The organism is Bacillus sp. 2CMS4F (genome assembly GCF_023161785.1).
Lineage (GTDB): Bacteria > Bacillota > Bacilli > Bacillales > Bacillaceae > Bacillus > Bacillus halotolerans.
On record NZ_JALNTO010000008.1, the window covers coordinates 156751 to 170006 of the forward strand.

14 protein-coding genes, 5 tRNA genes and 1 riboswitch are annotated in these 13256 nt (G+C 44.6%); of the genes, 5 read left to right on the top strand and 14 right to left on the bottom strand.

The features are described 5' to 3' along the window. Positions 1-61 precede the first annotated feature (61 nt). The 5 genes from MTN95_RS13330 to MTN95_RS13350 all read right to left on the bottom strand — a co-directional run bounded on the left by MTN95_RS13330 (position 62) and on the right by MTN95_RS13350 (position 4454). Positions 62-592: a hypothetical protein gene (locus MTN95_RS13330; protein ID WP_059293212.1), complete on the bottom strand. Its 531-nt coding sequence runs from the start codon at positions 590-592 to the stop codon at positions 62-64. 92 nt (positions 593-684) lie between these two features. After that, the gene (ssuD, locus tag MTN95_RS13335; protein WP_059293187.1) at positions 685-1821 is read right to left on the bottom strand and encodes an FMNH2-dependent alkanesulfonate monooxygenase; all 1137 of its coding nucleotides are present in this window, start codon (positions 1819-1821) and stop codon (positions 685-687) included. Between the two features lie 19 nt (positions 1822-1840). Next, positions 1841-2674, bottom strand: a complete 834-nt coding sequence (locus tag MTN95_RS13340; RefSeq protein ID WP_081638258.1) for an ABC transporter permease — start codon at positions 2672-2674, stop codon at positions 1841-1843. Continuing rightward, the gene (locus MTN95_RS13345) at positions 2668-3669 is read right to left on the bottom strand and encodes an aliphatic sulfonate ABC transporter substrate-binding protein (RefSeq protein WP_105955246.1); all 1002 of its coding nucleotides are present in this window, start codon (positions 3667-3669) and stop codon (positions 2668-2670) included. The genes MTN95_RS13340 and MTN95_RS13345 overlap by 7 nt, the downstream gene beginning before the upstream one ends. Positions 3670-3686: 17 nt before the next feature. Beyond that, complete coding sequence (locus tag MTN95_RS13350) at positions 3687-4454, bottom strand: ABC transporter ATP-binding protein (RefSeq protein WP_105955245.1); 768 nt, start codon at positions 4452-4454, stop codon at positions 3687-3689. Between the two features lie 398 nt (positions 4455-4852). Here MTN95_RS13350 and katA point away from each other — a divergent pair, with 398 nt between their 5' ends. Then, entirely contained in the window at positions 4853-6304 is a 1452-nt protein-coding gene (gene katA, locus MTN95_RS13355) for a catalase KatA (protein WP_105955244.1), read from the top strand. Between the two features lie 39 nt (positions 6305-6343). Here the strand turns inward: katA and MTN95_RS13360 are convergent, their stop codons facing one another. From MTN95_RS13360 to MTN95_RS13370, 3 genes are all read right to left on the bottom strand, one after another. Next, a complete protein-coding gene (locus MTN95_RS13360) occupies positions 6344-6529 on the bottom strand; it encodes an FbpB family small basic protein (RefSeq protein ID WP_024120673.1) in 186 nt (61 codons plus the stop codon). A gap of 142 nt (positions 6530-6671) precedes the next feature. After that, the gene (thiC, locus tag MTN95_RS13365; RefSeq protein WP_105992136.1) at positions 6672-8444 is read right to left on the bottom strand and encodes a phosphomethylpyrimidine synthase ThiC; all 1773 of its coding nucleotides are present in this window, start codon (positions 8442-8444) and stop codon (positions 6672-6674) included. A 132-nt stretch (positions 8445-8576) separates the two neighbouring features. After that, positions 8577-8684, bottom strand: a riboswitch (TPP riboswitch). A 68-nt stretch (positions 8685-8752) separates the two neighbouring features. Beyond that, positions 8753-9445: a Type 1 glutamine amidotransferase-like domain-containing protein gene (locus tag MTN95_RS13370; protein ID WP_248338514.1), complete on the bottom strand. Its 693-nt coding sequence runs from the start codon at positions 9443-9445 to the stop codon at positions 8753-8755. A 100-nt stretch (positions 9446-9545) separates the two neighbouring features. Here MTN95_RS13370 and MTN95_RS13375 point away from each other — a divergent pair, with 100 nt between their 5' ends. The 3 genes from MTN95_RS13375 to MTN95_RS13385 are packed head-to-tail and all read left to right on the top strand — an operon-like array spanning position 9546 to position 11283. Next, on the top strand, positions 9546-9770 hold the full coding sequence (locus tag MTN95_RS13375) for a hypothetical protein (RefSeq protein ID WP_024120670.1): 225 nt from the start codon (positions 9546-9548) through the stop codon (positions 9768-9770). Further along, positions 9767-10126, top strand: a complete 360-nt coding sequence (locus tag MTN95_RS13380) for a spore coat protein (protein WP_010333479.1) — start codon at positions 9767-9769, stop codon at positions 10124-10126. Before MTN95_RS13375 ends, MTN95_RS13380 begins: the two co-directional genes overlap by 4 nt. Positions 10127-10146: 20 nt before the next feature. Then, positions 10147-11283: a zinc-dependent alcohol dehydrogenase gene (locus MTN95_RS13385; protein WP_059293194.1), complete on the top strand. Its 1137-nt coding sequence runs from the start codon at positions 10147-10149 to the stop codon at positions 11281-11283. 40 nt (positions 11284-11323) lie between these two features. Here the strand turns inward: MTN95_RS13385 and MTN95_RS13390 are convergent, their stop codons facing one another. Then, positions 11324-11521: a hypothetical protein gene (locus MTN95_RS13390; RefSeq protein ID WP_010333477.1), complete on the bottom strand. Its 198-nt coding sequence runs from the start codon at positions 11519-11521 to the stop codon at positions 11324-11326. A gap of 153 nt (positions 11522-11674) precedes the next feature. On the opposite strand from MTN95_RS13390, the gene spo0M reads away from it, so the two are divergent. Beyond that, entirely contained in the window at positions 11675-12451 is a 777-nt protein-coding gene (gene spo0M / locus MTN95_RS13395; RefSeq protein WP_248338506.1) for a sporulation protein, read from the top strand. Positions 12452-12549: 98 nt separating this feature from the next. On the opposite strand, the gene MTN95_RS13400 is transcribed toward spo0M, so the two are convergent. From MTN95_RS13400 to MTN95_RS13420, 5 genes are all read right to left on the bottom strand, one after another. Then, positions 12550-12631 (bottom strand) — tRNA-Leu (locus MTN95_RS13400). A gap of 254 nt (positions 12632-12885) precedes the next feature. Continuing rightward, a tRNA-Leu gene (locus MTN95_RS13405) sits at positions 12886-12974 on the bottom strand. A gap of 7 nt (positions 12975-12981) precedes the next feature. Further along, positions 12982-13052, bottom strand: a tRNA-Cys gene (locus MTN95_RS13410). Positions 13053-13057: 5 nt separating this feature from the next. Further along, positions 13058-13132 (bottom strand) — tRNA-Gly (locus MTN95_RS13415). A gap of 49 nt (positions 13133-13181) precedes the next feature. After that, positions 13182-13253, bottom strand: a tRNA-Gln gene (locus tag MTN95_RS13420). Positions 13254-13256 lie beyond the last annotated feature (3 nt).

Consider the following 13256-nt stretch of genomic DNA (forward strand, 5'->3'; position numbering starts at 1 on the left):
ACGATGTATTCTAAAATGCAAGCACACCGCTCGGTAAAACAGACGGCCGAAGCCGCCCATTCTATTTATGCAATTCAACATAATAAAGCAGAGCATCTTTATGTTTGATCAGTTCATTTTTGTTTTCAGAGGTTTTCATTGTACCGTTAGAATCCTTTATGCTGCTGCCGATCAATACCGGTTTCCCAAAAGAAATTGGCTCCGCTGATGATATATTTTGAGTCATTTCCTGTGCAGCGCTGACGTCACGCTGAAACGATGAAGCAGCCGTGCTGCTCCCTTGTTCATCAACAATGCCAAAGTGAACGGTGCTCATTTTTTTCTGCCCTTCCTCATTCTCAAAATAAACAAATTGTAATGTAGCGGGATTTTCTTCCGTGTAATCAGCAGTTACCGGACCTATCGTTTCAACAAGCTTTCCGTTTTGGTAATGTTCAATGTACATGTCCGCCTCAGAAATGCTTTCGTTGATATTAGTCACTTCCGCAGCGAATGAATGCGGAGCCGCAATCTTCATTCTGTTTTTTTCAATATCTGAAACATCTGCCTCTTTGATTTCCATGTGCTTCGTATTTCCGCATGCAGACAGCATGACCAACAGAGTAACGGCACTTATAAGTATTCTCAGGAAAAACAGCCCCCTTTTTTTGATTATCATACCATGTTCGGAGGCTGTGTTTTCGCTTAAACTGACGCATGATTCTCTTTGACAAAATAAGTGTTACCGACGGCTTCTCCTCTTTTTTTCTGAAGTTTCCTTGTCCGCTCATTTTCGAACGGCAAAAGCGGGAAGACGAGCTCTGCAAAATAGTACGCTTCTTCTAAATGAGGATAGCCGGAAAAAATAAATGATTCAATGCCGAGGGCCTGGTACTCCGCTATGCGGTCGGCAATGGTCTGCGGATCTCCGACAAGAGCCGTGCCTGCCCCTCCTCTGACCAGGCCGATACCCGCCCACAGATTCGGGCTGATTTCAAGCTTTGTCCGATCGCCTCGATGAAGCTCCGCCATCCGCTTTTGACCCGAAGAATCAGCACGGCGCAAAGCGTTCTGTGCTTTGGCAATCGTGTCATCATCCAAATGGCTGATTAAACGCTCAGCCGCTTCCCACGCCTCATGTTCTGTCTCACGGGCGATCACATGCAGCCTAATGCCGAACCGCACTGTTCTTCCCTCTTTTTCTGCTTGCTTTTTGACTCTCTCAATCTTTTCTTTTACCTGCTCAGGCGGCTCACCCCACGTTAAATACACATCTGTATGCTTTGCCGCGACCTCAATTCCAGCCTGTGAGGACCCACCGAAATAGATAGGCGGGTGCGGTGCTTGCCGCGGCGGGAATAGCAGATTGCTGTTTTCCACTTTTATATGTTTTCCTTCATAGGTAACCGTTTCTCCGCGCAAAAGCCCCCGCCAAACAGTTAAAAATTCGTCCGTTGCTTCATAGCGCTCATCATGACTGATAAACAGTCCGTCCCCGGCTAGCTCGTACGGATCGCCCCCTGCCACAACATTAATCAGCAGCCGTCCATCTGAAATGTGATCTAAGGTAGAGGTCATTCTGGCTGCAAGAGAAGGCTGCATTAACCCGGGCCGTACAGCGACTAAAAACTTTAAGTCTTTTGTTTCTCCCGCTAACGCCGAGGCTGTGAGCCAAGGGTCCTCGCACGATCTTCCCGTCGGCAGAAGGACTCCTGTATACCCCAGCCTGTCAGCGGCCTGCGCCACTTGTTTAAAGTATTCATGATCCGCCGTCCGTCCATCGCTTTCCGACCCTAAATACCTTGCATCTCCATGTGTCGGAATAAACCAAAGAATGTCCATATCAATCTCTCCTTTTCGTCTATTTTCCCTCGTAACTGTTTCTCCACTTTAATAGCTTTCGTTCAAGCAGTCTGACAAAAGAATCCGTCAGCTTTCCAACCACCGCAAAAATGATAATCCCGGCAAACACTTTATTTGTTTGTGAAAATTGTCTGGCATCCATGATCATATAACCGACACCTGAGCTTGAACCCATCAGCTCCGCTACAACAAGCCCAAGCCATGCAATACCTAGCGATAAGCGAATGCCGAGCAATATATTGGGCAGGGATGCCGGCACAATCACTTTTGTCATCTGCTGGTGCCATTTAAATTCAAGCACCCGGGCAACTTCGAACAGCTTAGCGTCAACTCCGCGAATGCCGTTAAATGTATTGATATACACAGGGAAGAAAGCGCCGAGCGCAATCAGCAAAATTTTCGATATTTCATCAAAACCGAACCATAAAATAAACAGCGGCGTGACAGCCAGATGCGGAACGGTTCTGAGCATTTGCAATGATGGGTCAAGATACAACTCCGTCCGTTTAGAGAATCCGGCCAAAATTCCGATCAAAAGCCCAAGCCCCGCACCAAGTACAAAACCAAGCGCTGCCCGGTATATACTGATTTGCAGATGGCCAAAGAGCTCGCCTGTCAAAATGAGCTCTTTAAACGTCAGCAAGATCGCAACAGGTGTTGGGAGCACTGTCGCCGACACGATGCCAAGACTGCCGATCACCTGCCAGATGGCTATGATCACAGCAGGCAGCAGAAGCCCCTTTGCCCACCCGTATTTGATTCTATGGGGCTTTCTTTGTATCGCTTCAGCATTTGCTTTCGGCAGTGAACCTGCAGCCTCTGCTTTCATGATGGATCACCTCCAGAGACTTTTTCCTTTAACGCTTTTTTGATAAATGAATTATCAACAACTTCTCTCACATCAATTTTCTTATCTATCGCTTTTGTTTTATATTGAAAATCCGCTGTCTCCTGCTGCGCTTTTATAATGTCTTCACTAATAACCTCATTCAGAGGCTCCGTATTTTTCAGCACATTTTCAACGACCTTTTTATCGAGATCTTTTATTTTTGCATACAAGTCAGCCGCTTCACCCGGATGTTCCTTTTGCCATACAACCGCCTGATTAAATACCTTCAGAAAACGGACCACTTCGTCTGGATGTTCCTTAGAAAATGTTGTTCTAACTAAGGTAAACCCTGGTGAATATAAATCGGTGCTTTCCCCGTTCACAAGAAGTTTCGCTCCGTGTTTGATTGTTTCTAAGGATAGGTACGGCTCCCAGATGGACCAAGCGTCAACCGAACCGTTTTCAAACGCAGAGGCCGCTTCATCAGGCTGCAGCTGAATAATGGTCACGTCATCAGCTGACAAGCCTGATTGGTCAAGCGCTTTATACAAAAAGTCAAAGCCGCTGCTGCCTTTCGCTACAGCAATTTTCTTTCCTTTTAAATCTTTGACCTCCTTAATCCCGCTGTCTGGATTCACAAGTATGCCGTTCGCCTTTAATCCGTCCTGAGACAAGCCGATTTCTTTAAAATCAATGCCTGCCGCCTGTCCAGCGATCACTGGTGAATTGCCGACTTGAGAAAAATCAAGTTTATCTGCTGCAAGCCCTTCAAATTGTGGCGGCCCGCTTTGAAACTCCACCCATTTCACCTTGATGCCTTCTTTTTCAAAAGCCTCTTCAAACCAGCCTTTTTCCTTGGCAATTAAAAGCGGGCTTAAGCTTTGCTGTATCCCGATCCGAATTTCTTTCAATGGTTTTTTATCACCGCTGGCTCCATTTGCTCCGCACCCTGCCAGCAGAAAAAAAATAGATGCCAATACAATGATTCCTTTTTTCATATCTGCTTCAGCCCTTTCTATATCCCTGATCCTTCTGCATACTCAAAGTCTTCTGTTTTTTCGAATTCCGACAGCACTTTCTGTCTGATCGCTTGGAAATCAGGTGTCGTCCTGTTTCGGGGATAAGCCAGATGAATTGGCATCAGCTTATGAATTTTTCCCGGTTTGGCTTTTAGGATCGCAATCTCATTCCCTAAATAAACAGATTCATCTATATCATGAGTGACGAGTATCATCGTTGTTTTTTTCCTCCGCCATATATCCAGCAGCACGTCTTGAAGGTGTTTTCGAGTAAACGCGTCTAACGCACCGAACGGTTCATCCAAAAGCAGCACCTCCGGCTCCCGCAGAAGAGCTCGTGCGATGGCCACTCTTTGAGACATACCGCCCGACAGCTCACGCGGATATGCTTTCTCCGATCCTTTTAATCTGACAATCTCGATCAGTTCATCTACCTTCTGTTTGACTTTTGGATCTTTCAAATTCAAATCGGCGGCAATATTCTGCTCAACCGTCAGCCAAGGAAAAAGACGGTGTTCCTGAAAAATAAATCCTTGCTGAATACCTGGTGCAGTCACATGGCGTCCGTTAATTTCGACACTCCCGCTAAAATCAGAATCAAGTCCTGCAATTATCTTTAAAAGTGTGCTTTTTCCGCATCCGCTCGGTCCGATGATCGTTAAAAACTCACCCGGTGCAATTGATAATTGAATATTCTCCAAGACCGTAGTTTGGCGGCCTTCTTGAGCAAATGCTTTTTCCTTGATGTTGATGGTCACAGCCACTTTTATCCCTCTCCTTCTGCCAACCCCGCCTTCTAAAAAAACAAAAAGGCCCCCATCTCTGTTTTTGTAGAGATGAGAGCCTTCGGCGGTCCGATCAGCTGCCCAATTGTTTTTTTGTTTGAATATCATGTTAATTCAAATTATTCCGATATGTCAACTCTTTTTTATTCAGCATTTTTTGGATGAATGTTTATCACTTACTTTTCATATTCGCAAATAGCGCTTATTTCTATGAACCCTCGATCATCTCTATTAAGCTGTTCTGCCAAGGGTTTTCTGCTTTTTTTAATAGTTTTTATCGCATTATACAAATGATTATTTTATAATCATTATAAAATAATATTGACTTTTTACTTAGAGATGATATTATGTTCTTATCAATTCCAAGAGGTGATGACATGAGTTCAAATAAACTGACAACTAGCTGGGGAGCTCCAGTTGGAGATAATCAAAATTCAATGACTGCCGGTTCTCGCGGACCAACTTTAATCCAAGATGTACACTTACTCGAAAAATTGGCCCATTTTAACAGAGAACGTGTTCCTGAGCGTGTCGTTCACGCTAAAGGTGCAGGCGCACACGGTTATTTTGAAGTGACAAACGATGTAACAAAATATACAAAAGCTGCTTTCTTATCAGAAGTCGGCAAACGCACACCTTTGTTCATCCGTTTCTCAACAGTTGCCGGTGAACTTGGCTCTGCTGACACCGTTCGCGACCCGCGGGGATTTGCTGTTAAGTTTTATACAGAAGAAGGAAACTATGACATCGTCGGCAACAATACGCCGGTATTCTTCATCCGCGATGCGATTAAGTTCCCTGATTTTATCCATACACAAAAAAGAGATCCAAAAACACACTTGAAAAATCCTACAGCTGTATGGGATTTCTGGTCACTTTCACCGGAATCTCTACACCAAGTGACGATCCTGATGTCTGACCGCGGAATTCCTGCTACACTTCGCCACATGCACGGTTTTGGTAGCCATACATTCAAATGGACAAATGCCGAAGGCGAAGGCGTATGGATCAAGTATCACTTTAAAACAGAACAAGGCGTAAAGAACCTTGATGTGAAGACAGCAGCAAAAATTGCCGGTGAAAACCCGGATTATCATACTGAAGATCTGTTCAATGCAATCGAAAACGGCGATTTCCCTGCATGGAAATTATATGTGCAAATCATGCCTTTAGAAGATGCAAATACGTACCGCTTCGACCCGTTTGATGTCACAAAAGTATGGTCTCAAAAAGACTATCCGCTCATTGAAGTCGGCCGTATGGTTCTTGACAGAAATCCGGAAAACTACTTTGCAGAAGTAGAACAAGCAACATTCTCACCTGGAACACTGGTCCCCGGTATTGATGTATCACCGGATAAAATGCTTCAAGGGCGTCTGTTTGCGTATCATGATGCGCATCGCTACCGTGTGGGAGCAAACCACCAGGCCCTGCCGATCAACCGCGCACGCAACGAAGTAAGAAACTATCAGCGTGACGGACAAATGCGCTTTGATAATAACGGCGGCGGCTCCGTCTACTACGAGCCAAACAGCTTCGGCGGACCGACTGAGTCACCTGAGGATAAACAAGCGGCTTATCCAGTACAAGGAATGGCTGACAGCGTAAGCTACGATCACAATGATCACTACACACAAGCCGGCGATCTCTACCGTTTAATGAGCGAAGAGGAACGCACCCGCCTTGTAGAAAATATCGTAAATGCAATGAAACCGGTAGAAAAAGAAGAAATCAAACTCCGCCAAATCGAGCACTTTTACAAAGCTGATCCTGAATACGGAAGACGCGTAGCAGAGGGCTTAGGTTTGCCGATTAAAAAAGAAGTTTAATAGCATAGAAAAAAACCCGCTGTTTATTCAGCGGGTTTTTTACATAGATTTACGGATTGCCGTATGCTTCTCATCAATCTTCATATAAATTTTTTCCATTAACTCCTCACTATTCATTATCTCTCGCTTGTTCTTTTCAATAAGAAGCGCCAGCGGCAGCATCTGATTGCCATATGTTTTTCGTTTTCTGAAGCGTCTTCTCCCTTTCTCTTTTTTGGTTCCCATCATTTCTCCCTCCTTTAAAAATAAAAAAGGCTCTTATCTCAAAAGATAAGAGCCTTCGGTGATCCGATCAGCAAATGTTGGAAATGTATATTAGCTATATTTAAACGTATTCAATTCGGCCTGTCAATGACTTTCTGTACTGTTACTTATAAAGTTTGCTCCCTTGATTCACAAATTCCTCGGCTTTTTCTTTCATGCCCTCTTGAATGGCATCCCACTCATTAAGCTCTTTGTCTTTGGCATAATCACGGATGTCCTGAGAAATTCTCATGCTGCAGAATTTCGGCCCGCACATCGAACAGAAATGAGCCGTTTTCGCCCCTTCAGCAGGCAGAGTCTCATCATGATATTCAAGCGCTCTTTCCGGATCAAGCGACAGGTTAAATTGGTCTCGCCAGCGGAATTCAAAGCGGGCTTTTGATAAAGCGTCATCTCGTATTTGCGCTCCCGGATGCCCTTTTGCAAGGTCAGCCGCATGCGCCGCAATTTTGTATGTAATAACCCCTTCCCGCACATCTTCACGGTTTGGCAGCCCGAGATGCTCCTTCGGCGTCACATAACAAAGCATGGCCGTACCGTACCAGCCGATCATCGCCGCTCCGATCGCTGATGTAATGTGGTCGTAGCCCGGTGCAATATCCGTCGTCAGCGGCCCTAGCGTGTAAAAAGGCGCTTCTTTACAGATTTCCATTTGTTTATCGACATTCTCTTTGATTTTATGCATCGGCACATGACCCGGCCCCTCAATCATCACCTGAACATCATGCTTCCAGGCAATTTGCGTGAGTTCTCCGAGAGTCTCTAATTCAGCAAACTGCGCTTCGTCATTGGCATCGGCAATTGACCCTGGGCGAAGCCCGTCTCCAAGAGAAAAGGCAATATCATATGTTTTCATAATTTCACAGATTTCTTCAAAATGAGTATACAGAAAGCTTTCCTGATGATGAGCCAGACACCACTGGGCCATAATCGCTCCGCCGCGTGACACAATTCCCGTTGTCCGTTTAGCAGTTAGCGGCACATATCGCAGCAAAACACCCGCGTGAATCGTAAAATAATCCACACCCTGTTCAGCCTGCTCAATCAGCGTGTCACGGTAGATTTCCCACGTTAAATCCTCCGCTACACCGTTTACTTTTTCAAGCGCTTGATAGATCGGAACGGTGCCAACAGGAACCGGGCAATTTCGGATAATCCATTCACGCGTCGTATGAATATCTTTCCCCGTGGAAAGATCCATCATCGTATCTGCTCCCCAGCGAATCGCCCACGTCATTTTTTCCACTTCTTCTTCAATCGAAGATGTAACTGCTGAATTCCCGATATTCGCATTAATTTTCACATGGAAATTTCGGCCGATAATCATTGGTTCACTTTCCGGATGATTAATATTTGCTGGAATAATCGCCCGGCCGCTGGCTACTTCATCTCTGACAAATTCGGGAGACACATGCTCACGAATAGCGATAAACTCCATTTCAGGGGTAATTATCCCCTTTTTCGCATAATGCATTTGAGTGACATTTTGGCCCGTTTTCGCCCGTAGCGGTTTCCGTTTTAACCCGGGATAGCTTACATTAGGGTTAGCCTTTTTATAGCCGTTGTCTTCTGGCTTCACAGCACGTCCATCGTATTCCTCAACATCGCTGCGCCCAGTGATCCACTTGTGCCGAAGCGGTTTTAAACCTTCTTGAATATTAATTTTTACATCGGGGTCCGTATACGGTCCGCTTGTATCATAGACACGAACCGGCGCGTTTTCCTCTTCGCCGAATGATCCTGTCGTCGGACTGAGTTCAATTTCTCTCATCGGCACTTGAATATCCGGCGAAGCCCCCTCTACATATACTTTTTTACTCCCTGAAAAACTCGACATAATGGAAATGTTGGCTTGCTGCACTGAATGATTTTGCATCACTTATCCTTCCCCTCTCTTAGTTTGAAAGGACAAAATCAAGCCCATAACCAGCACAAAAAACCGGATTCAATTGAATGAACCCGGTTACAGTCAGAAAGAAACATATTATTGCAGTATTCAGCAATAATAAAAACAATTCCTCTACTTCCCCACGCTGGTACGAACCAGATCAGGTCCAAAGGGTTAAGAAGCATATCTTCTCTCTCAGCCCGTCAGCGGGCACCCCCAGTAACTATTAATTTCGCACTTATCGTATCATAAAAACAAACTGAAAAAAAGAGCAATGTATAAAATATTCAGCAAATTCAAGACAAATATGTAATCGGCAATGCTATTTCAGAGATTTCATTTTCATGAATCACCACCTGATACGCATTTGCATCAGATCTTGAACTCACAGCCTGAAAAAAATGATCATCAATAAAATGAAGAGCTGCTCCATCATCCGCCGCATAACCGCTGCTCAACGCTTTCTCTGATATCATGTGATGATATGTAGGTCTCCGATCCTTTTCTCCATCATAATGAGGACAAAAACTGCCTTGCAAAAAACCCAAGCTTTTCAAACCGGTCAGCGGTCCGGCAGAATCCGTCACACCTTCTTCAAACCAGCAGATCGCACCTGCACTTAATCCCGCTAAAATAATCCCGTTCTCCCAAGCTTTTTTCAATATGTGATCCAGTCCCCACTCCTTCCACAGCACCAGCAAATTTCTTGTATTTCCCCCGCCGACATAAATCACATCTTTCTCCATAATAAAGGAGGCTAAATCTGTTGTCGGCGGCTTAAATAAAGATAAATGAGACGGGTCACAATCAAGCTTTTGAAAAGCATGGTAAAACCGCTGAACGTAGTTCTCCGCATCCCCGCTTGCCGTTGGCAAAAAACAAATGCGAGGTGAGGGCTGCTTTGACTGATTAATGATAAATTGATCAAGAACGAGATGATCTGGTTCCATTGAAAAACCTCCGCCGCCCATCGCAATAATCTGTTTCATCATCCACTCCCCCAAGAAAATATGTTACCCATTATAGCACTTTCGCATAAAAGCATGATACAAGGTAAAAATACCTTTGAATCAGGAGGTGACCGAAAAAATGGAACAAGACCGTTTGGCAAACCACGAAACAGTTGATTTACACGAAATCCTCAACTTCAAAACCGTATGTTTACTTAAATCAAAAATGATGCAGGGACTGGTGTTCGATCAGGAACTGAGAGCCCTTATGGAGAAGGATGTACAGCAGTCTGTACGGGACGTAACTGAGCTTCAGAGCCTCTATCAAAAGGCCCCGACAATAACAGGAGGTGACTATCATTGAACGATTTCTTAGACCCGAAAAACGCAAAAGGCATGCCTGACCTTGCTGATTCAGCACTCGCCCTTGATTTCTTAATTTCCGTAAAAACCGGCATCAAAAATTATGCTGTCGCCATCACGGAAACCGCAAGCCCAGAACTCAGAACAGCATTGCGCAATCAATTAGACGCAGCTATTTACCTGCACGGAGAACTATCACAGCTCATGATGGAAAAAGGCTGGCTTTTCCCTTCTGACTTGGACAAACAATTTCAAATCGATATGAAATCAGCACAAACAGCCGTTGATATCGCCGGGCTAAAACTTTTCCCCGATAACACGAACCGTCTCGGAACATTCGCAACGCCCGATCACTAAACAATAAGGAGACATCATGAATGAAAGCTGTTACGTATCAAGGCATTAAAGACGTCCGCGTCAAAGAGGTAAAAGCGCCAGAAATCAAAAAACCTGATGATATCATCGTCAAACTGACAACCACAGCAATCTGCGGATCTGATTTACACTTAATTCACGGCATGGTTCCCAATTTTCCTGAAGATTATATCATCGGCCATGAACCAATGGGCATTGTTGAAGAAACAGGCCCCGACGTTCACAAGGTTAAAAAAGGCGATCGTGTCATCATACCGTTTAACGTCAGCTGCGGCGAATGTTTTTTCTGCAAAAACCAGCTCGAAAGCCAATGTGACAATTCAAATGCAAACGGCGAAGTCGGCGCTTATTTTGGCTATTCAGACTCAGCAGGCGGCTATCCCGGAGGTCAGGCTGAATACATGCGCGTCCCCTATGCTAACTTCACTCCCTTTAAACTTCCTGATGACTGTGAAGTAGAAGATGAGAAATTGGTATTGCTTTCAGACGCTATGTCAACAGCCTATTGGAGCGTAGACAACGCAGGAGTAAAAGAGGGAAATACCGTCATTATTCTCGGCTGCGGTCCTGTCGGGCTGCTCGCGCAAAAATTCGCATGGATGAAAGGCGCCAAAAGAGTCATTGCAGTGGATTATGTAGACTATCGCCTTCAGCACGCCAAAAAAACAAACAATGTAGAAATCGTCAATTTCGAGCATCATGAAAACGCCGGTTCATATTTGAAAGAAATCACACAGGGCGGTGCAGATGTCGTCATCGACTGCGTCGGAATGGACGGCAAAATGTCCCCGCTTGAATTTCTCGCCACCGGTGTAAAAATGCACGGCGGAGCCATGGGTGCGCTGGTAACGGCGGCACAGGCTGTCAGAAAATGCGGCACAATTCAGGTGACAGGTGTGTACGGAATGAGATACAATGCATTTCCATTCGGAGACATCTTCCAAAGGAACGTAAATATTAGAACCGGCCAAGCCCCCGTCATTCATTATATGCCGCACCTGTATGAACTGATTGCTACAGGTAAAGTAGATCCGGGCGACATCATTACACATGTTCTGCCGTTAGATCAAGCAAAGCACGGTTATGAGGTGTTTGATACGAAAACAGACGGAGCCATTAAAGTGCTTCTTAAACCATAAAAAAAGACGGTCTCTCATTTTGAGAAGCCGTCTCTTTATTTTATTGCTCCACTCTTCGTAATGCTTCGTTTACTGTTTCTTTTATAAACGCATCTTCTCCGGTTAAACTGTCTAATCTGAGTTCACCGCTTCTCAGTCTTTCTGAAAGATTGTTAATGTCCTCCTCGACTGTGATTTGCAGCTCACCAGCTAAAAACATTCTATGTAATTCATCAGCGACCATCGTTTCTTTATTCATTCACGTCTCCTCCTTTACTTAAGCATCACTTTTAGTCTGTCCCTCAGATAAACGAATATAGGAAAAAAGGTTCATTTATTTCAAAATAAATGAACCTTTTTTCCTTCTTCCCACGTATAACTGTTGAGAAAAAGAAAAAGGGGAAGATCTAATATGTCATTTTTTAAGAAACTTGCCGCAAGTGCCGGCATCGGCGCAGCAAAAGTCGATACCATTTTGGAGAAAGATGCGTATTGTCCAGGAGAAGAAGTCCGCGGAACTGTACATGTAAAAGGCGGGAAAATCGCCCAGGATATCCGTTATATTGACTTACAGCTCAACACAAGATATGTCATTGTAAAAGACGATGAAGAGCACCGGAAACACGCAACAATTCATTCTTTTCGGGTAACTGGTTCATTCACCATTCAGCCTGGAGAAGAACACCAATTTCCGTTCTCCTTCATCCTGCCTCTTGATACACCGATTACTGTAGGGAAGGTAGAAGTCGCAGTAGTGACAGACCTTGACATTCAAGGCGGTATTGATAAATCAGATCACGATCGTATCTTCGTAGAAGCACATCCTTGGGTTGAAAATGTATTAGAAGCAATTGAGAACCTTGGCTTCCGTCTTAACGAAGCAGACTGTGAACAGGCATCTTACTTCAAGCGCCGTCTGCCTTTCGTTCAAGAATTTGAGTTTGTTCCAACATCAGGCTATTACCGTCAGATGCTTGATGAATTAGAGCTTATTTTTCTTCTAGAGGAAGACGGTTTAGAAATTATTTTCGAAGTCGATCGCCGGGCAAGAGGCCTGCGTGGATGGCTGGAAGAGATGTATAATGACGGAGAGCAGCTCGTACGTGTCCGTTTCAGACAATCAGAGCTTGATGATATCGAACAACTTGAAGAGGTCTTAGAAGAGATCATCGACCAATATGCTGAGTAAATAACAAAAAGGAGCCTCTGCTTATTAATATAGGCTCCTTCTTTTAATAAAAACGAAACCCCGTTTCTTACATAAGTAAGAAACGGGGTTCTTTTGTATACCGGTGGTCGGGGTCGAACCGACACTCCAGAAGGAACACGATTTTGAGTCGTGCGCGTCTGCCAATTCCGCCACACCGGCAAGTTTTACGTCGTATCTAACCGACGAATATAAATATATCATGGATATGATAAAGTGTCAATGTATTTCAAAAAAGTTTTTTGGAAAATATAATAATAAAGGGCCAAAGCGACTTTCTATGAAATACAGCCCAATGCTTCCATCGACACTTTCATACAATAAAAAAATGATCTACATAAGTAGATCATTGATATGATTAGCTTCATTATATTTTCAAACACAAACACCAATTTAACTTATCAAGTAAGTAAAATTGGTGCCGAGGGCCGGACTTGAACCGGCACGGTAGTCACCTACCGCAGGATTTTAAGTCCTGTGTGTCTGCCAATTCCACCACCCCGGCAAAAGAAAGGCGACACCCGGATTCGAACCGGGGATAAAGGTTTTGCAGACCTCTGCCTTACCACTTGGCTATGCCGCCGTAATTGGAGCGGAAGACGGGATTCGAACCCGCGACCCCCACCTTGGCAAGGTGGTGTTCTACCACTGAACTACTTCCGCATCTTAAGGGACTTAATACATTATATGCAATTGATATAAAAAAGTGAGACTGGGCTAGCTGGATTCGAACCAACGCATGACGGAGTCAAAGTCCGTTGCCTTACCGCTTGGCTATAGCCCAATG